The following is a 19205-nucleotide window of genomic DNA, read 5'->3' as shown; positions in this document are numbered from 1 at the left end:
AGGGCAACCGATTGGCTGCCTGGAATGTTCAACATTGCTGCCGTGTCGCTCGCTCAAAACACCTTGAGCGCACTAGCCGCGCACGCTCCCCTTACAGCGCACCGGTAGCGATATCGCCCCCGGTCCTCTTCCCGTTCCAGCGACCCTTCGGCCACCAGGTAGTTGGCATGGGCCAACGTTTCGCCAAGCGCCATCAGTTCGTCGAAACGACCTGACAACCTGGGGAACAACACAGCCATCAGTTCAACCGCGGTGCGCGGCTCGTCACAGTTGGCGAGCATCAGCGCCAGGTGCCCTTGGTGATGGGCCTCCAGCTGGTCCAGGCGTTGATGCAAATTGAAGAACGGCCGTTCGTGGGCTGGCAGGACCAGCACGCTGTCCGGCAAGGCGCGCAGCTGCTCGATGGAATCGAGCCAGTCTCGTAGCGGGTTGGCCAAGGGTTCGGTGGCATGCACGCCGACGGTGGACGTGATGCGCGGCAGCACCTGGTCGCCGGAGATCAGCAAGCCGTCGTCGGCGGCATACAGACAGGCATGTTCCGGTGAGTGGCCGCGCCCGATGACCACCTGCCAGGTGCGGCCACCGATGTTCAGCAGACTGCCTTCGTGCAAACGGCGGTAATGGTTCAAGGGCGCAGGCAGAAAATGCGCGTTGCTCATCACCCCGAACATTTCCAGGCTTTGCTCGTCGGTCACGCCGGCCTTGCGGTAGAAATCGAGGAAGTCCCAGCCCGGTGGTTGATCGGCGGGAAACCTGACGTGCAGCGACTGGAACTCGCTGGTGGTCATGTACACCGGGCAGTGAAAACGTTCCGACAGCCAGGCGGCCACCCCGGCGTGGTCAGAATGAAAGTGCGTGCACACCACCGCCAGCAGCGGCAGGCCGGCACACACTTCAGTCAGCACCCGGTCCCAGACGTCCCGGGTCTGGTCGGTGTTCATGCCGGTGTCCACCACTACCCAACCGTCGGTGTGACGCAGCAGATAGAGGTTGATGTGGTCCAGGCGAAATGGCAGCGGCATGCGCAGCCACCACACGCCCGGCGCCACTTCGCGAACCTGCCCGGAATCCGGCGCCTGCACGAAGGGATAACGCAGGCCGCCGCGCAGTTCGTGACCGTTGGCGTCGAGATCAGTCATGGTGGGTCACCGCGAAGGGCGTGAGGCCGGCCCGCGTCAGGGCTTCTACGGAATAAGGCACATAGGTGCGGGCCTGCTCGTCGCGGATGAACAGCGGATCACTGCAACGGGTCGGGCAGTAGCCCTGGCGCTGCAGGTCGACCTTGCGCAACTTGAAGCTGGCCGTGAGGTCCGCCGCCTGCGTGACCCGCACGAACACCGGGGCGGCATAGCGCGGTAGACGAGCCTCGGTCAGGGCGAACAGTGCCTCTGGATCGAACCCATGGCCCGTCTGCATCAGCACTGCGGCCATGCCGGCGCGCCCTTCATGACCGGGCACCTGGACGCCATAGACGTTGATCAGTTCCAGCCCCGAGAGATCGCCCAACGCGTCGGCCACTTCCAGGGTCGAAACGTTCTCGCTCTTCCAGCGATAGGTATCGCCGATGCGGTCGACGAAATAGCAGTAACCGTCTGCGTCCTCGCGCAGCAAATCGCCGGAACTCCAATAGGCATCGCCCTCGCGGAACACGTTGCGGCGGATTTTGCTCTCGGTCGCTTCGCTTGAGGTGTAACCCTCGAATCGCCCGCCACCGATCTCCGGGTGATCGACGATAAAGCCCATGGCCTCGCCAACCTCACCGACTTTGCAGACTTGGTAAAAACCGTTTTCGTTCCGTGGATGGCAGTCGTTCTCGATGTCGTAACGCACCAGCCGCAGGTTGGTCTTGTTCCAGTCCGGCACGCGTCCGCAGGAACCGAAGTAGTTGTCGACGTTGATCACCGCGGCGTTGGCTTCGGTAGCACCCCAGCCCTCGAACACCTGGATCGGGCCAAAGCGCTCCAGCCAGCGTTGCCAGGAATCCGGCGACAACCCGGCGCCCAACATGCAACGCAGGCTGTGTTCGCGCTCGTCCACTCGTACAGGCTGGTTGAGCAGGTAACGGCAGATCTCACCGATGTACTGGAAGATGCTGATGCGATAACGCGCCACATCGCTCCAGAACTCACGCACGCTGAACTTGCGTCGCACCACGATGGCCGCGCCGGCCCGCAGCGCGGTCGAGGTCACGGAGGTGGCGGCCGCGCCGTGGTACAGCGGCAGGCAGCAATAGAACACATCGTCCTGGGTCGCTTGCAGGGTGACTTCCATCACGTCCCCCGAGGACATCCAGCGCATGTGGCTGTAGCGCGCCGCCTTGGGCAAGCCGGTGGTGCCCGAGGTGAAAATCAGCAGGGTTGGGGTCTGGGCCTCGATGTGCGCGCGGATATCACGGGGGAACGGCGTGCGCGGGGCCTTCTCCAGGCGCGCAGCGAAATGCCCGTCGATGCCCTTGGGCAGCGCTTCGGTCCAGGGATTTTCCGGGTCGCGGATCAGCCAGCACGGCAGGTCTGGAAAACCTGCGGTGGCCTGCACATTGGCCAGGCATTCCTCGCCAACGACCAAGGCCTTGGCGTCGGTGGTTTGCAGCGCATGCAGCAAAGGCTTGCCGCTAACCTGGGTGTTGATGAAGGCCACCACCACACCGAGCTTGACCAGGCCAAACCAGGTGCAGAAGACCGCCGGGCGGTTTTCCATGGCCAGGGCGCAGACATCGCCGGCGCGCAGGCCATTGGCGTAAAAGGTGTGGGCCATCTGATTGGCCCGCGCATCAACCTCTGCGTAGCTCAGGGTCTGCTTGCCGTAGATCAGGAACGGGCGATCCCCGTGTTGCTGTGCCTGTTGCTCAAGGCGGTCGGCCAGGGTGTAGAGGTCGCGTGGCTTGATCTTTCCTGCGGCGGCGGAGCGTTGGTCAAGCAGCGCCTGAGTCTGCTCCCGTGACACCACGCCGGTTGTCAGGACGTTGGGCAATTCATTCATGTTCATTGCGTCACCTCCTGGGCGATGGCTTGGCTGCAGGGGTAATCCGAGTAACCTGCTGCGCCCGGCGTATACAGCGTCTTGCGATCGAAGCGGCTCAGCGGCAAACCACGTTTCAAACGCTCAACCAGATCAGGGTTGGCAATAAAGTGACGGCCGAACGACACGGCAGCCCCCTCGCCCGACGCGAGAGCGGCACTGGCCGAAGGGCCGTCGAAACCATCGTTGAGAATCAAGGCATGGGGGCTGTGCTGGCGCGCCAGGGCGAAGGCATCGAGTTCCACCAGCGGCGAGCGCATGATGTGCAGGTAAGCCAGCGGCAGGTGCGCCACGGCCTGGCACAAGGCTGCGGCAGTGGCGGCCGGGTCCTGGTCGTCGATGTCGTTGTAGGGGTTGCCCGGGCACTGGCGAAAACCCACGCGCCCGGCGCCAATCGCGGTGGCCATGGCCTCGATCACTTCCTTGGCGAAACGCACGCGCCCGGTGACATCGCCGCCGTAGGCATCGCTGCGCTGATTGCTGCCGGAGGCCATGAACTGCATCGGCAGGTAGCCGCTGGTGCAGTGCAGTTCGACCCCGTCAAAACCGGCCAGGCGCGCATTCAGTGCGGCCTGACGATAGTCATTGATGACCTCGGCAATGCCTTGCAGCGTCAGCGCTTGTGGCTCGTCGGTGTCGACCAGGCCATGGCTGTCGCTGAACACCTGGGTCCGCGCACGCAATGGCGAAGGCGCCACGGTGGTCGCCCCCGCCGGTTTGTTGTGCTGACTGGCGGCGCGGCCGACATGCATCAGTTGCAGGACAATCGTCCCACCCTCGGCGTGCACGGCGTCGGTGACCCGCTGCCAGCCTGCCATCTGTTCGATGCTGTAGATCGCCGGCGTGCGGCAATAGCCCAGGCCGCTGGCGGACGGCGCGGTGCCTTCGGCCACGATCAACCCGGCACTGGCACGCTGGCGGTAGTACTCGACCATATCGCTGCCAGGGACCGCATCGGCCAGGGCACGGCTGCGGGTCATGGGCGCCATGACAATGCGGTTGGCCAGTTGCAGCTCACCCAGGGTGACCGGCTCGAACAAGACGCTCATTTCAATTCCTCAGCTTCTTATTGTTTGCAGGCTGTCGTGGGCTTGCCACAGCTGGGCAAGCTGGCACGCCAGCGAAGATGGGCTGAATGATTGACCTGGAGCGAGAGGGAAACATCGTCCGACAAGACTAGGTCGGCTATCGTGCGTGCTGGTCGTCCGGTGAACCGGAAAATCGTCTAAATGGACGATGAGAAAAACCCGCAGCCGACCGAGCATCGCGTCAACTAGAACAAAACCGGGAGTACCCGCAGTGAACCCATCCACCCCCGTGACATGGCGAACGCACTACGCGCTGTTCGTGCTCGCCAGCATCTACGTGTTCAACTACATCGACCGCCAGCTGATGGCGATTCTGATCGAGCCGGTGAAGCTCGAATTCGGTATTTCCGATACCGGAATCGGCCTGCTGTCCGGGGTGACTTTCGCGGTGTTCTATACCGTGTTCGGCTTCCCGCTGGGGCGCCTGTCGGACCGCATCGGGCGCAAGCCGGTAATCGCCTTCAGCTGCATCGCCTGGAGCCTGATGACCATGCTCTGTGGCATGGCGGGTAACTTCCTGACCCTGGTACTGGCGCGCATCGGTGTGGCTGTTGGTGAAGCAGGTGGCACGGCGCCGTCGGTGGCGATGGTTTCGGACCTGTACCCGGCGAACCGCCGTTCCACTGCCCTGGCGGTGCTGATGCTCGGTTCCAGCCTGGGGGCGATCGTCGGCCTGGGGCTGGGTGGTTGGATCGCCCAGCATCATGGCTGGCGCTATGCCTTCCTGTTGATCGGTGCTCCGGGGATTTTCCTTGGCTTGCTGCTGTTGTTGACTGTGCGAACTCCGAAAAAGGAAGCGCCACTGGGTAAGGTCCAGTTGCAACAGGAGGGTTGGCTGGCCACCCTCGTCGAGCTGTTTCGCATGCCTTCGTTCCTGTTGCTGGTGCTCACTGGCGGCGCGGCGGCGATTGCCGGCTACGCCATCGGTACCTGGAGCCCGAGCTTCCTGATCCGCTCCCACGGCCTCAACCTGCAACAGGCCGGCTTTCTGGTGGGCGTGGTCGGCGGCACCGGGTCGACCATCGGCACCCTGGTCTGCGGCGTGCTCACCGACCGCATGGCTCGGCGCGATGCCGGCTGGCAGATCGGCGTTCCCTTGCTGGGCACACTGATCAGCATCCCCTTCGCCCTCGCCTACTTCCTCTGGCCCCAGGGCACGGCGTTCCACATCGGCAGTATCGCCGTACCGCAAGCGTTCCTGTTCTACAGCGCCTTCGGCTTCTTTGGCGTGTGGTGGGCAACGCCGTGCCTGAGCGCCATCACCCACCTGTTCCCGGCGACCCGTCTGGCGCAGGCGACGGCCATTTTCGTGATGGCCATGACGTTGTTGGGTGTCGGTGTCGGGCCACTGTTGGTGGGCATGCTCAGCGACTTCTTCCTGCCGACCCTGGGCAGTGAGTCGTTGCGCTATGCCCTGGCTTCGTCCGTGTCGATGCTGGTGCTGGCCAGTGTATTCCTCGCCTTGGCGCTGCCACTTTATCGACAACAGATGAAGAGTCCCGCCCCCTCTATCGCACCGGTACAGACCGTAACTGCCTGATCGCCTTTTCGCACCAAAACGCCGCTGCAACCTTGTCGGGTTGCAGCGGCTTTTTTATGAGGATCACCATGAGTACCCACGCCATTTACATCAGCAACCTGCTCTACCGTTATGCCGAATGCATGGACAGCGGCCAACTGATCGAGGCCGCCGAGCTGTTTCGCCATGCCCGCATCAAGGTGCAGAGTCATGAAGCGTTTCTCGATCACACCGCCCTGCTGCAGATCTGGCAGCAACGCATCAAGCTCTACCCCTGCGGCACACCCCGCACCCGACACATCATCAGCAACCCCATCATCCACATCGACGAAGCCTCGCAAACCGCGAAGGTTCGTTCGTGCTACACCGTGCTCCAGGCCACCGACACCCTGCCCCTGCAACCCATCGCCAGCGGGCGTTATGTGGATGAGTTCGAGTGTGTCGACGGGGTTTGGCGGTTCAGTTTTCGGGACTATTCGTACCTGGACATGATTGGGGATTTGAGTGGGCATCTGCTGACCCTGGGTAACCCACTGGATCTGTAGGAGCGAGCTTGCTCGCGATGGACGTCAACGATGATGCGGAGAATCTGATACCCCGCGGCGCTCTCAGGTTCATCGCTAGCAGGCTAGCTCCCACAGGAATTTGTGGTGGATGCGGAGGTTGTGTTCGGCAGTGATCAAAACTGTGGGAGCTAGCCTGCTAGCGATTGCGGTGTGCCAATCAACAAAGATGTTGGATGTTCTGGCCTCTTCGCGGGCAAGCCCGCTCCCGCAGGGAATGGTATTGCGTACAAAAAAGGCCCCACCGTGATCCGGCGAGGCCTTTTTTATTGCGGTGTTGCCGAAGCGATCAGCGCCCTATCGCACGCGCAGCATCCGCGGTGTACTGGTCGGGGGTGAACTTGCCTTCGTTGAGCACAGGGCCTTTCTTCGCTTCGTTGGACATGCCGTAGCCGGTGTACTGGCCGGAGTTCAAGTCGAGGAAGAACTGCGAACCGGCCTGCCAGCCGCTCATGTCAGGGTGGTAGTAGTAGTTGATCATGGCGTGTTTCCACAGCTGCCCACGGGCATCGTAGTTGTCGGCCATGACGGCGTTCCAGGTGTCCTCGTCGATGAACAGCACACGCTTGCCATAGACGTGACGGAAGCCCTCTTTCAAATCGGCTTCCAGCACCCAGACACGACGCAGTTCATAGCGCATGACGTCAGGATTGGGGTGGTTGGGGGTCAGGATGTCGGCGTATTTGAGGGTACCGGCGTTAGGTTTGAAGGCGTTGGCCGGCGAGTAGATCTCACGCTTGCCGATGAGCTTCCAGCTGAACCGCTCCGGCGAGCCGTTGAACAAGCGGTCTTCGTCGACAGTCATGGTGCCGTTGGTGCCGATCATTGGCTGGTCGTAACCGTAACCCGGCAGTTGTCGTACGCGACGAGTCGATGGGCTGTAGGACCAGGCCTGACGCGATTCCGTGACGAAGTTGTACGGTTCGTGGGCAATGCTGAGCGTACCGTTGTCCCGCGCCGGCTTAAGGGTCATGTTGTTGCTCATGGCCTGGATCTTGCCGTCGGTAGAAGGCTCTACGGTTGGCGAGTTGGCTTGCGACAGGTTACGGGCGAATGCACGTCCCCAGCCGATGCTGCCGTTGGGCAGGACCGAAGCCAGATCGGTGGTTTTTTCCTCGGTGTAGGCACGTGCCGGCAGTTGATGGTTCCACAGCAATTCCATGCCGTTCTTCGGAATCGGGAACGGCACCTGGCCCAAACCGGTGAAACCGGCACCGTCATTGACCAGTTTGGCGTTCAGCGCGTTGCTCATCGCGCGGCGGCAGACGTAGTCGGGGTAGCGGAAATCCCGGTGGCCTGGGTAGATGTTCATCTTGTAGGTGGTCGGGTATTTCTTGAGCAGGGCTTTCTGGCCTTCGGTCAGGTGGGCCTCGTACTGGCTCATGTTCTGCGCCGTGATCACCAGGATCGGCTTCTCTGCGGCATAGGGATCAATAGGCTGATCGCCCGAGAACTTCACATGATTCCAGCCCGGCACTTCTCCCAGGTACTTGCCGGTATACGGCGGGATAGTGCCCTCGGCGTTGCCCGCTTGCTCGGCGCCGACACAGGTCAGCTCCTTGCCCAGCTTGGCGGCTTCCTGGGCTGATACTTCGGCGTGCGCATAACCGATCAGCCCGCTGTTGGCTGTGACTGCGGCCGCAAGCATGAGACCTGTTCTTGTTATTTTCATGTATTGCCTCCTTCGCTGATAAGGCGTTGTGGTAGGGACACTTTGTTCTCGTTGTGCCGGCCCCAACATCGTCCGGAAAGACTACGCAGGCGTCAGACGCCCAACTTTTCTTGCAGCTGTGCCTTGAGCACCTTGCCGGTGGCATTGCGTGGCAAGGGCTGGAGTGAGCGATAGACCTGCGCAGGCACCTTGTAGGCGGCCAGGCGCTCGGCGATGAACGCGCAGATTTGTGCCTCCTGGGGCAGCGACGAGGCCTGCCCATGCACGGCCAGCCCCACCACTTCGCCCAGCAGCGGATCGGCAACGGCGAACGCCGCCGCCTCCAGCACGCCGTTCATGTCGAGGATGCAGGTTTCGATTTCAGCCGCAGAAATCTTCTCGCCACCACGGTTGATCAATTCCTTGACCCGACCGGTGATGCTGAGGAAGCCTTCTTCGTCGAGACAGCCGATATCGCCCGTGTCGAACCAACCGTCGCGCACGCTTTGTGCGGTGGCCTCGGGCAGGTTCCAGTAGGCGCTCATCAAGGTCGGCGAGCGCAGCCAGATCACCCCGCGAGTGCCCGCCGGTTGTGGCTGCTGCGGATCGTCGCCGATGCGTATATCGACGATCGGCAAGGCCCAGCCCGCCGTCGCCGGCTTGTACACGAACGGATCGCCACCAATCGCCGCACCGATGCCATTGCTTTCGGTGAGGCCGTAGCCGGCACCGCCGATGACGTCGGGCTTGAGCTTGAGCATGTTGTCCAGCACGTTGGCGGACGAGGCACCCCCGCCCAGGCCCAGACCGAACAGACTGGCGGTGTGCTCGGTGCCAAAGCGCGGTGAGGCGAGCAGTTGCTGCATCATCACCGGTGCCCCGTTGAACTGAGTGCAGCGCTCATCACGAATCAGGTCCAGCGCCGTTTCCACATCCCATTTGTACATCAGCAACAAGCGCCGCCCACCACGCAAAGCCGAGAGGAATTGCGCATGCAGGCCGCTGACGTGAAACATCGGCACCGCTGCCAAGGTGGTTGGCGGGTAGCCGCTGTTGATCACCACGCCGACGCGTTCGGGAGAACTCATGGCGCAAAACGCGCCCTGGAAATCCAGCGCGAACAGCGCCTGGCAGATGGCCCGGTGAGTGGACACGACACCCTTGGCGCGGCTGGTGGTGCCGGAGGTGTAGAGGATCAGTGCCGGTGCGTCGGGATCGATTTGCAGCGCGGGCACCGGCAATGCCGGAGCGCTGATCAGTGCTTCGAAACCCAGGCAATATTCGGGCAACAGCCCTTCCCCTGCCCCGACGACAATCGTCGCCCGCTGCTCGCGACTCAGGTCTTCGTGCAGGGTATTGAGGCGCGCTTCATCGCACAGCAACAGACGCGACCCGCTGTCCTGCAGGGCGTATTGCAACTCGTCGCGCAGCCCCCAGCTGTTGAGCGGCACACACACCGCGCCACAGCGCTGGATCGCGGCAAAGGCCACCAGCCACGCCGGCTGGTTGCGCATGGCAATCGCCACGCGCTCACCGGGTTGCAAACCAAAGCGCGCAACCATCTGCCCGGCCAGGCGGTCGACCTGATCGAAGAATTGATTGAAGGTCAGGCGCTGCGTCTGCCAGATCAGGAACTCACGATCACCGTGGACGCGACCGGCGTCCAGCACCTGCAACAGGTCATGGGCGGCGTGACGGAAATAGCGCGGAGCGCCGTCATCGGGCGTCACCACTTCAAACGGCGCACCGGGGGCAACCAGTTGCCGCCACGCGGTTTGCCAGGGTTCTATGTTCATTTTTGTTTTCTCCAGAACAGCTGAAGGGTCTGTGGGCGTTGGGTCGTATTCAAATGCCGAATGCTCCACTGTTCCCTGTGGGAGCTAGCCTGCTAGCGTTGAGGCCAGCACATCCAGCATCTGCGTTGCCTGACACTCCGTCATCGCTAGCGGGCTAGCTCCCACAGGGGATTTGGGTCGTACGCAAATGCTGCGTGCTCCTGCGAATCCTTGTGGGAGCGGGCTTGCCCGCGATGGGGCCAGCACATCCAGCATCAATGGTGACTGACACTCCGTCATCGCCAGCAGGCTAGCTCCCACAGTGGTCCGCGGTCGTACACAGGATTTGGGTGTTGTTCAATGCCGGGTGCTAGGCGTTAGCCGCATACCGTTCGCAATGGAAATCCCGATCCCCCAGACAGCTCTGCGCGACGCGCACGTGCTTGAGGTACAGGCCGACATCCAGCTCGTCGGTGACGCCGATGCCGCCGTGCATCTGCACCGCCTCGTTGGCCACCTTGATCGCCGTGTCGCCCGCTTTCCATTTCGCCAGGCTGACCAATCGTGCGCGTTCGCGAGTGTCGAGATTGGCGTCATCCAGGGTCGCCAGCGCGGCCATCAGGGCGCTGCGGCTTAGCGCCAGGTTGATGTACATCTGCGCGGCGCGATGTTGCAGAACCTGAAAGGTGCCGATCTGCGTTTCGAACTGCACACGGGTCTTGAGGTATTCCAGGGTGGTTTCGAACAACTGCTCGGCCATCCCCAACAGCTCCGCCGCCAGGCAAGTACGACCACGGTCCAACGCAGTTTCCAGCGCGCCCCAGCCCTCGCCCAGTGCTCCCAGCAAGGCTTCGCTGCCCACTTGCACCTGATCCAGTTGCACGCGTGCGCTGTTGCGCGAATCGATCAGCGGCAAGGCGCTGACGGTCAAGCCCTGTGCATCGGCCGGCACCAGGAACAGGCTGATGCCCTGTGTGTCGCCCGGCTGCCCGGACGTGCGCGCAGCCACCACATAGGCATCAGCACCCAGGCCATCGACCACCCAGAATTTTTCACCGTGCAAGCGATAGCCCGCATCGTTGGCCACGGCTTGAAGCGCGATGCGACTCGGGTCGTGACGCGGGTGTTCGTCCACGGCCAGGGCCAGGCGCTGCTCTCCACTGATGACGGCTTGCAGCCAGTGCATCTGTTGTTCCGAGTTGCCCGCCAGATGCACCAGCGAACCCGCGAGTACCACGCTGGACAGCAACGGCGTGGCAGACAGGTTGCGTCCCATGGATTCGAAGATCGGCCCCAGGCCCTTGCAACCAAAATCCAGGCCACCGAAAGCTTCCGGAAAAGGAATCGCGCTCCAGCCCAAATCAACGGCATCGCGCCAAACCTGATCCTCGAAGCCAAGAACCACAGCCTCATCACGCAACCGACGCTGGACACTGACCGGGCTGCGGGCGGCAAGAAAATCCCTGGCACTGTCGGCCAGCAACCGCTGTTCATCGCTATAACGCAGGCTCATGCTTTCACTCCTTTCTTACCGTCCGGCAAGCCCAGCACGCGCTTGGCGATGACATTCAGTTGAATCTCCGAAGCGCCACCGGAGATGGTCAGCGCATAGCTGTTCAACCACGAACGGGTCACTGCCAGTTGCTGCTCGCTGAACGCCGTGCTCTCCCAACCGAAGGCCTGTCCACCCATGGCATCGAGCAGTACTTCGAACTTGTCGCGCTCCTGCTCGGTGTGCACAAATTTCATGATCGACATCAGGCCGCCGATGTCATCGCCCGCCCGCGCCTCTTCACCCATGCGCTGCACGGTCAGGTTGTAGGCGTGCTCATTCATCGCACAGGCCGTGGCCCGCGCATGCAATCCATGCTCGCTTTGGCTTTGCGGCGCCGGTACGTACTCGCGCATCAGGCCCAGCAGGTCGACGTGGGACGGCAGGCTGAATTCGCCGAATTTCGACATCGCCTTGCGTTCGTGCTGCAACAGGTACTTGGCCAGGTTCCACCCGCCGTTCAACGGACCGATCAATTGGCTCTTGGGCACTTTCACGCCATCGAAGAACACTTGGCAGAAGGCCGATTTACCGCTGATCAAGTCGATCGGTTGCGGCTTGACCCCAGGGCTGCGCATGTCCAGCACGATCAGGCTGATGCCTTCGTGTTTCGGCGCACTGAAGTCGGTGCGCACCAGGGCATACATCCAGTCGGACTTGTCGCCGTAGGAGGTCCAGATCTTGCTGCCGTCGACCACGAAGTGATCGCCTGCATCACGAGCAGCCATTTTCAGGCTGGCCAGGTCGGAACCGGCGTTCGGCTCGGAGAAACCCTGGCACCAGCGCACTTCACCACGGGCGATGGGGGGCAGCAGATCGCGTTTCTGTTCTTCGCTGCCGAAGGCCAGCAGCACCGGCCCCAGCATCCAGATGCCGAGGTTGATCTGCGGTGGCCGGCACTTGATGCGGCGCATCTCGCTTTCCAGCACCGCCAGTTGCTCGTCGCTCAAGCCGGCGCCGCCATACTCCTCGGGCCACTCGGGGCAAAACCAGCGTTTGTCGCGCATGCGTTCGAACCACAGGCGTGCGTCTTCACAGGGAAATTGCGGGTTCTGGCTGCCCCACACCACATCGCCTTCCGCCATGCCGGTGCGCATCGACAGCGGACAGTTGTCCTGCAGCCAGGCACGGGTGTCGTGCCGGAATTGCTCGATAGTGCTCATGAATGTCCCCTTCGACTCGCCCCGGCTTCGGGGCGAGTTCGGTTTTTGTTGTTGATGGACGTACGTCAGCGTTGGGTGCGCGGCATGCCGAGGCCAAACTGGGCGATCAGCTCGCGCTGGATTTCATTGGTGCCACCGCCAAAGGTCAGGGTCACCGAACTGCGCAGCTCATATTCCAGTTCGCCCTGCAGCAGGGTCGCCGCCGAGCCGCTGCGCATCGAGCCATTGGCGCCGACAATCGCCGCCAGCTTGCGCAGGATCTCGATGGCCGACTCCGAGCCGTACACCTTGGTGGTCGAACTCAACGCCACGTCCATGCGCTCGCGTTCCAGGTCGGCGGCGATGCGCATGTTGATCAGGCGCATCGCCTCCAGACGCGCGTAGCACTCAGCCAGGGAACTGCGCACCCAGGCCTTGTCCATCGCCCGCCGCCCCTGCTCGTCACGGGCCCGCGCCCACAGGTAGACCCGGCGAAACAGCGCCACCACCTTGTCCGACCAGGTGCCCAGGCCCAGGCGCTCGTGGTTGAGTTGCGAGGTGATCATCTTCCAGCCGCCGTGCAACTCGCCCACCAGCATCTCGTTCGGCACCCGCACGTTGTCGTAGTAGGTGGCCGTGGTCGGAATGCTGGTGGTCGGGATCAGGGTGTGGGAGAAGCCCGGTGTCGTGGTGTCGACGATCAGCAGCGAAATGCCCTTGTGTCGCGCCTGGGTCGGATCAGTACGGGCCGCCAGCCAGACAAAGTCAGCCGATTCGGCGCCCGAGGTCCACAGCTTGTTGCCATTGACCACAAAGCCGTCGGCGTCCTGGCGAGCGCTGGTCTTGAGTACTGCCAGGTCGCTGCCGGCATCCGGTTCCGAATAGCCGATGGCGAACATGATCTCGCCTGCGGCGATGCCGGGCAGGAAGCGTTCTTTCTGCAATGGACTGCCGTGGGCCATCAAGGATGGGCCGACGGTACTGATGGTCACGAACGGCAGCGGCGCACCGGCGATGTTGGCCTCTTCGAAAAAGATCAACTGTTCGGTGGCGGCGAATCCCTGGCCGCCGTGGGCCTTGGGCCAGCCGACGGCGAGCCAGCCATCGCGACCCATCTGGCGGATGGTCTGGCGAAACAGCTCGCCGCCTTCCTTGCCGCGCAACTGGTCGCGCATGTCCGGGGTCATCAGGGCCTGGAAATAGTCCCGCACCTTGTGGCGCAGGGCATGTTGTTCGGGAGTGAGGTCGACGAACATCTGCTGCTCCTTAGGCTGCGCCGAGAATCAGGCCGCTGGTGGGCACGCCGGTGCCGGCGGTGACCAGCACGTTCTGCACATCCGCCACCTGGTTGACCGCCGTTCCGCGCACCTGGCGCACCGCTTCGGCGATGCCGTTCATGCCGTGGATATAGGCTTCGCCCAGTTGCCCGCCGTGGGTGTTGATCGGCAGTTTGCCGCCTCGGGCGTGGTGCCCGGCGCGGATGAATTCCTTGGCTTCACCACGTTTGACGAAGCCGAACTCTTCAAGCTGCGGCAACACGAACGGGGTGAAGTGGTCGTAGATCACCGCGGTCTGGAACGCCTCCGGACCGAGGCCCGACTGGCGATACAGCTCGCGGGCAACCACGCCCATTTCCGGTAGCCCGGTGATGTCTTCGCGGTAGAACGAGGTCATGCTCTGTTGGCCATGGCTGATGCCCTGGGAGCCGGCCTTGATGGTCACCGGCTTCTGTCGCAGGTCACGGGCGCGCTCCGCCGAGGTGATGACCATCGCCACCGCGCCATCGGATTCCTGGCAGCAGTCGAGCAGGTGCAGCGGTTCGCAGATCCAGCGCGAGGCCTGGTGTTCTTCCAGGGTGATCGGCTTGCCGTGAAAGAACGCTTGCGGATTGGTGGAGGCAAAATCCCGCGCCGCCACCGCTACCCGGCCGAAGTCTTCGCTGGTGGCGCCATAGGTGTGCATGTAGCGCTGGGCGAACATTCCGACCCAGGCCGCCGGCGTATGGAAGCCGTGGGGCATGTACCAGCCGTAGTTGACGTTGTCGAAGGTCGGTGTCGAGGCAAAGCCGTAGCTGCCGGTGCCGAAGCGATACCAGGAACGCTCGTTCATGGCGCGATACACCACCACCACTTTGGCCATCCCGGTGGCCACGGCCATGGCCGCATGCATCACCGGGCCGCAAGCCGCACCGCCGCCATGGGGCACCTGGGAGAAGAACTTGACGTCCTTGCACCCCAGCAAGCGGGCGATCTCGTATTCCGGGACCTTGTCCACCGAATAGGAGCTGAAGCCCTCGACCTCGCTCGGGTCGATGCCGGCGTCCTTGAGCGCGCTCAAGGTGGCCTCCATGGCCAGACGCAATTCGGTGCGCCCGGAGTTCTTGGAAAATTCGGTCGCGCCCAGACCAACGATCGCGGCACGTCCGGAAATCGATGAATCAGTCATCTGTGTCTCTCCGGCTATCAGGGCAGGACCAGCGCGACCGTACCGGTCACGTGGTTACCCATGGAATTTTTGCCGCTCAAGGTGATTTCCACTGAACGGGTGTGCGCATCGACAGCGGTGACGCTGCCACTGAAGGTCATGCAGTCGCCGGGATAATTCGGCGCGCCGAGCTTGATTTTCAGCGCGGTAAATTCCGCCAGCGGACCGGCCCACTGCTCGACGAACCGCTGCACCAGGCCGTTGGTGGTGAGGATGTTCATAAAGATGTGCGGTGAACCCAGGGTACGGGCCGCTTCTGCGTCATGGTGTCCGGGAAAGTAATCACGGGTGGCAATCGCGCCGCCGTTGATCAGGGTCACGGTAATCGGCACCGCCAACTCCGGCAGTGCTTCGCCGGGGCGCACGTCTTCAAAGCGCTTGGTGTTCTTCGAGGTCATATTTCCATCCCAGCTTGTCGTTATCGTTGAGCCAGTCGCCCAAACGTTCCAGGTTTGCTGCCGAACCACCCAGGGCAAGGCAGAGGCCACGGCTCCAGTAGAGAAAACGATGGATCGGATACGTCAGGTCGACGCCGATGCCGCCATGCACATGCTGCGCGGCATGACCAATGCGGTGCCCCGCTTCACAGGCCATCCAGGCGGCGGCCAGCGCTTCGCTCGGTGCGGGCAGGCCGGCATCGATGCGATAAGCCAATTGCCACAACGCCGAGCGCAAGGCTTCGACGGCGATATGGCTGTCGGCCATGCTCATCTGCACGGCCTGGAAGCTGCCGATGCTGCGTTCAAACTGGCGACGCTCGCTGACATAGCCCACGGTGCGGCGGATCTGCTCTTCGCTGACCCCCAGTTGCAGGGCCGCCAATGCCGCGATGCAGCGCAGTTCCAGCCAGGCGACCGCCTCTGCCGGCAACAGCGCCGAGGCGTCAACCGTCAAATCCTGAATGTGCAGATCGGCCACCGCTTCGCCGTGGGTCAGCACCGCCGATACGCGCTTGATCCCGGGCGCCGACAGGTCGAGCAGCAACAGGCGGGGCTGGCCCTCGACCTGTACCAGTACCAGTGCGGCGCCGGCCTGATCACCTTGGGACAAGGCCGCAACCCGTCCACTGATCGACCAGCCACCGGCACTCGGTTGCGCCTGCAACTCGATGCCCAGGGCACTGCTCAAGCCATCGAGTGACAGGCTCAGCAGCGCTTCGCCGGACGCCGCTTTGGCAATCCACCCGCCCTTGTCGCTCGCGTCGTAACGGGCCAGCGTCGCGGCGGCCAATTGATGACGCCACAACGGCACCTGCGCCAAGGCCTTGCCCTGGGCCTGCAACACCAGCATCAGCTCGGTCATGCCCAGGCCGCTGCCGCCGTGTTCTTCAGGGATGGCCAAGGCATGCAGGCCGGTCTCGATGCACAACGCCCAAAGCGGCGCCATCGTCGGCTCGCCGCTGACGTCCCATTGGCGCATGTAGTCGTCATGGCAATGGTCGACAAACAGCCCATCGGCCATCTCGGCAATGGCGCGCTGGTCTTCGCTCAATTCGAAATCCATGGGGGCTCCTATGCCTCTACCAGCCGGAACATCGGCAGGGTCTGCTGGTCATCGAAGGTCTGGAACTCGACCTGCAAACGCTGGCCGATCTGCAATTGCTCGCGCTCGACACCGACCAGGCCGGCGATCAGGCGCACGCCTTCGGCAAGCTCGATGAGGCCGATGGGGTTGGGGTAATCGAACGGCGGTACTTCGGGGTAGTGCATCACCACGAACGAATACAAGGTCGCCTGGCCACTGGCCTGAACGGTGTCCCAGTCGAAACTGTGGCATTCGATGCACACCGGCGCAGGCGGATGGCGCAGGGTTTGGCAGGCGGTGCAGCGCTGGATCAGCAACTGACCTTTTTCGCAGCCTTCCCAGAAGAATCGCGTGTCGTCGCTGATGCCCGGCAACGGGCGCTTGGGCTTGAGCGGTGCGGCCTCGACCTTGACCGGTGCCTGGGCATTGGCGGGGCGAAACTTGAACACGCGAAACAGCAACTCGCCCACCGGTTCATCACCGCCAACCTTTTCGACAAAGTGGCTCATGACCAGCGTGACGAAGAAACCGGTGCCCAGGGCCGTGGTTTTCTCATCGCTGACCGCATCCAGTCGCGTGGTGTAGTAGAGCTTTTCACCCAGGCGAACCGGACGGGTGAAACTCAGCTCGGAGTTCACCGCTACGGTGGAGGAATAGTCGTAGGCTTCCATTTCCTTGAGCACCTCGTAGGGGTTCTCGTCGGTGGAGCCAGGCGGATAGTTGTTGGCATGCAGGCCTTCCATGGTCCACACCTGCAACATCGCAGGCGGAGCAATCAGGCCCTCATGCCGGGTGCCCAGGGCAAATGCCGGGTCGGTGTACAACGGGTTGTCCACGCCCATGACTTCGCACCATTGGCGAATCATCGGGGCATTGACCTCGTCCCAGGCATACACCCGGCCGTACTGGCGCCCCACCAGGGCGCGCACATTGGACAGCAATTGTGGATCAGCCAAAGTCGTCTCCTTCAGATTGAAGGCGGCGACCGGACCCGGCCGCCGCAATAGGTCGATCAGGTGGGTAGCACCTGCGCGGCACCCAAAAATGCCGGGCGTTCACCACCGCCATGCAACAGCAGGTTGCAACCGCTGGCGTAACTGGCCAGTGGCGATGCGATGTACAGGCAAGCGTTGGCGATGTCGTCGGCCACCGCCATGCGCGCCGCTGGAATACCCGCCGCAACAGCGGCGATACCGGCCTCGGAGCCGTAATGCAGATGGGCCTGCTCGGTCAGCACCAATCCAGGGCTGACCGTGACCACCCGCACCTTGGGCCCCCACTCCACGGCCAGCGATTGCACCAACGCCAGCACACCGGCCTTGGCCGCACCGTAAGCGGCGGTGCCCGGCGAGGAGCGCAGCGCGCTGATGCTGCCGATAAAGACGATGCAACCGCCCTGGGTTTGTGCCTGCATCAGCCGGTTGGCGTGCTGGGCGACGTTGAGCGGTGCGATCAGATTCAGGCCGATGATGCTTTCATGAAACCTCGGCGACGCCGTGGCCGCCTCGGCGTTGGGGCTGCCACCGGCGTTGTTGATCACCACGTCGAGACGACCGAAGTCGCGTTCAATCGAGGTGAACAGTCGTTGCAGGGAATCGTGGTCGCGCACATCGGCGGCGATGAAGGTTGCGCGCTTGTTGCCGAGTGTCGGCACCTGCTCAGGTTCGCGCCGGGCACAGACGATCACCCGTGCGTTCGCGGCCAGAAACCCCAGCGCGATACCCGCGCCGATGCCTTTGGTGCCCCCGGTGATCAATACCACCTTGCCGCTGTAATCAAGACCCGAATGCAGCTCCATCATGTGCTCCTTTTCTACTGACAAGGGTCACTCTAGGGACGAACTGCGGGCCAAACTACGTCTGAACGGACGATGAAAATTGCGCCTCGCGAACAGGACACTGGCCCCATTTACACCTTGATTGGTTTGCGAGAATGCCCATGTCCGACTTGTCCGAAGCACCGGTTCTGCTTGAACACCCCCTGCCCGGTGTCGCCCTGCTGCGGCTCAACCGGCCCCAGGCGACCAACGCCTTGAGCCTGGAATTGCAGGCGCTGCTGTCGCGTCACTTCAGTGAGCTGGCACTTGACCCTCAGGTGCGTTGCATCGTGCTGACGGGCGGCGACAAGGTGTTCGCCGCCGGTGGCGACATCAACAGCATGGCCGGGGTGGGCGCCATCGATATCTACAAACGCCACACCGAGCGAGTGTGGGGGCCGATCCAGCACTGCCCCAAGCCAGTGATCGCGGCGGTCTGCGGATACGCCTATGGCGGAGGTTGTGAACTGGCCATGCACGCCGACCTGATCGTCGCCGGACGCAGCGCACGCTTCTGCCAACCGGAAATCCGCATCGGCATCATGCCCGGCATCGGCGGCACCCAACGCCTGGTGCGCGCCGTGGGCAAGGTCAAGGCCATGCGCATGGCACTCACCGGCCAACCGATCAGCGCCGAGGAAGCCTGGGTGGCCGGGTTGGTCAGCGACTTGGTGGACGACGACCAGGTGCAGGCCCATGCCCTGGAACTGGCCCGAGTCATCGCGGCGATGCCGGCACTGGCCGCCGAGCAGATTAAGGAAGTGATCCTCGCCGGCATGGACGCCCCGCTCGAGGCCGGCCTGGCATTGGAGCGCAAAGCCAACGCCCTGCTGTTCGCCTCGCGGGATCAGAAGGAAGGGATGCAGGCGTTTATTGACAAGCGACCGGCCCGGTTTGAGGGGAACTGACAACACAGATCCTGTAGGAGCCGGCTTGCTGGCGATGGCTGTGTGCCAGGTAATGAAGATGTCGCCTGGCATGGCCTCATCGCTGGCAAGCCAGCTCCCACAGGGATTGTGGTTGTGCCAAATACTTTGAGCGTCGCAGCATTCTGTGGGAGCCAGCCTGCTGGC

General features: G+C 62.8%; 16 protein-coding genes. 3 read left to right on the top strand and 13 right to left on the bottom strand.

Annotated features, from left to right (window positions below):
- Positions 1–53: 53 nt before the first annotated feature.
- Genes ACRESJ_RS21445 through ACRESJ_RS21435 form a run of 3 tightly spaced genes read right to left on the bottom strand, consistent with a single transcriptional unit; the run spans position 54 to position 4067 of the window.
- On the bottom strand, positions 54–1139 hold the full coding sequence (locus ACRESJ_RS21445) for an MBL fold metallo-hydrolase (protein ID WP_431759693.1): 1086 nt from the start codon (positions 1137–1139) through the stop codon (positions 54–56).
- Complete coding sequence (locus ACRESJ_RS21440) at positions 1132–2985, bottom strand: long-chain-acyl-CoA synthetase (protein WP_431759692.1); 1854 nt, start codon at positions 2983–2985, stop codon at positions 1132–1134. Before ACRESJ_RS21440 ends, ACRESJ_RS21445 begins: the two co-directional genes overlap by 8 nt.
- Positions 2982–4067: an alkene reductase gene (locus ACRESJ_RS21435; protein WP_431759691.1), complete on the bottom strand. Its 1086-nt coding sequence runs from the start codon at positions 4065–4067 to the stop codon at positions 2982–2984. The genes ACRESJ_RS21440 and ACRESJ_RS21435 overlap by 4 nt, the downstream gene beginning before the upstream one ends.
- 250 nt (positions 4068–4317) lie before the next feature.
- On the opposite strand from ACRESJ_RS21435, the gene ACRESJ_RS21430 reads away from it, so the two are divergent.
- Complete coding sequence (locus tag ACRESJ_RS21430) at positions 4318–5646, top strand: spinster family MFS transporter (protein WP_431759690.1); 1329 nt, start codon at positions 4318–4320, stop codon at positions 5644–5646.
- 68 nt (positions 5647–5714) lie between these two features.
- Entirely contained in the window at positions 5715–6170 is a 456-nt protein-coding gene (locus tag ACRESJ_RS21425) for a nuclear transport factor 2 family protein (protein WP_431759689.1), read from the top strand.
- A gap of 307 nt (positions 6171–6477) precedes the next feature.
- Here ACRESJ_RS21425 and ACRESJ_RS21420 read toward each other — a convergent pair whose 3' ends face one another.
- The 10 genes from ACRESJ_RS21420 to ACRESJ_RS21375 form a co-directional block, all read right to left on the bottom strand.
- Positions 6478–7860, bottom strand: a complete 1383-nt coding sequence (locus ACRESJ_RS21420) for a DUF1329 domain-containing protein (RefSeq protein WP_431759688.1) — start codon at positions 7858–7860, stop codon at positions 6478–6480.
- A 92-nt stretch (positions 7861–7952) separates the two neighbouring features.
- Positions 7953–9635, bottom strand: coding sequence for a class I adenylate-forming enzyme family protein (locus ACRESJ_RS21415; RefSeq protein WP_431759687.1), 1683 nt, complete (start codon positions 9633–9635; stop codon positions 7953–7955).
- A gap of 349 nt (positions 9636–9984) precedes the next feature.
- A complete protein-coding gene (locus ACRESJ_RS21410) occupies positions 9985–11127 on the bottom strand; it encodes an acyl-CoA dehydrogenase family protein (protein WP_431759686.1) in 1143 nt (380 codons plus the stop codon).
- The gene (locus tag ACRESJ_RS21405; protein ID WP_431759685.1) at positions 11124–12329 is read right to left on the bottom strand and encodes an acyl-CoA dehydrogenase family protein; all 1206 of its coding nucleotides are present in this window, start codon (positions 12327–12329) and stop codon (positions 11124–11126) included. The genes ACRESJ_RS21410 and ACRESJ_RS21405 overlap by 4 nt, the downstream gene beginning before the upstream one ends.
- Positions 12330–12394: 65 nt before the next feature.
- Positions 12395–13564 carry an acyl-CoA dehydrogenase family protein gene (locus ACRESJ_RS21400; RefSeq protein ID WP_431759684.1) on the bottom strand — a complete coding sequence of 390 codons (1170 nt, stop codon included), beginning with the start codon at positions 13562–13564 and terminating at the stop codon, positions 12395–12397.
- Between the two features lie 10 nt (positions 13565–13574).
- Complete coding sequence (locus tag ACRESJ_RS21395) at positions 13575–14753, bottom strand: lipid-transfer protein (protein ID WP_431759683.1); 1179 nt, start codon at positions 14751–14753, stop codon at positions 13575–13577.
- Positions 14754–14770: 17 nt separating this feature from the next.
- Positions 14771–15190, bottom strand: coding sequence for a MaoC family dehydratase (locus ACRESJ_RS21390; protein WP_431759682.1), 420 nt, complete (start codon positions 15188–15190; stop codon positions 14771–14773).
- Entirely contained in the window at positions 15162–16295 is a 1134-nt protein-coding gene (locus ACRESJ_RS21385) for an acyl-CoA dehydrogenase family protein (protein WP_431759681.1), read from the bottom strand. Before ACRESJ_RS21385 ends, ACRESJ_RS21390 begins: the two co-directional genes overlap by 29 nt.
- 8 nt (positions 16296–16303) lie before the next feature.
- The gene (locus ACRESJ_RS21380) at positions 16304–17272 is read right to left on the bottom strand and encodes a bifunctional MaoC family dehydratase N-terminal/OB-fold nucleic acid binding domain-containing protein (protein ID WP_431759680.1); all 969 of its coding nucleotides are present in this window, start codon (positions 17270–17272) and stop codon (positions 16304–16306) included.
- A 56-nt stretch (positions 17273–17328) separates the two neighbouring features.
- Positions 17329–18114, bottom strand: a complete 786-nt coding sequence (locus ACRESJ_RS21375) for an SDR family oxidoreductase (protein WP_431759679.1) — start codon at positions 18112–18114, stop codon at positions 17329–17331.
- Positions 18115–18254: 140 nt separating this feature from the next.
- Between ACRESJ_RS21375 and ACRESJ_RS21370 the strand changes: the two genes are divergently transcribed.
- Positions 18255–19040 carry an enoyl-CoA hydratase gene (locus ACRESJ_RS21370; RefSeq protein ID WP_431759678.1) on the top strand — a complete coding sequence of 262 codons (786 nt, stop codon included), beginning with the start codon at positions 18255–18257 and terminating at the stop codon, positions 19038–19040.
- Positions 19041–19205: the final 165 nt, after the last annotated feature.

The sequence above is a fragment of the Pseudomonas sp. genome, from assembly GCF_050739655.1.
In the GTDB taxonomy this organism is placed as follows: domain Bacteria; phylum Pseudomonadota; class Gammaproteobacteria; order Pseudomonadales; family Pseudomonadaceae; genus Aquipseudomonas.
Note: the sequence above shows the minus strand (reverse complement) of the source record. Positions and strands in the feature narration are given on the sequence as shown.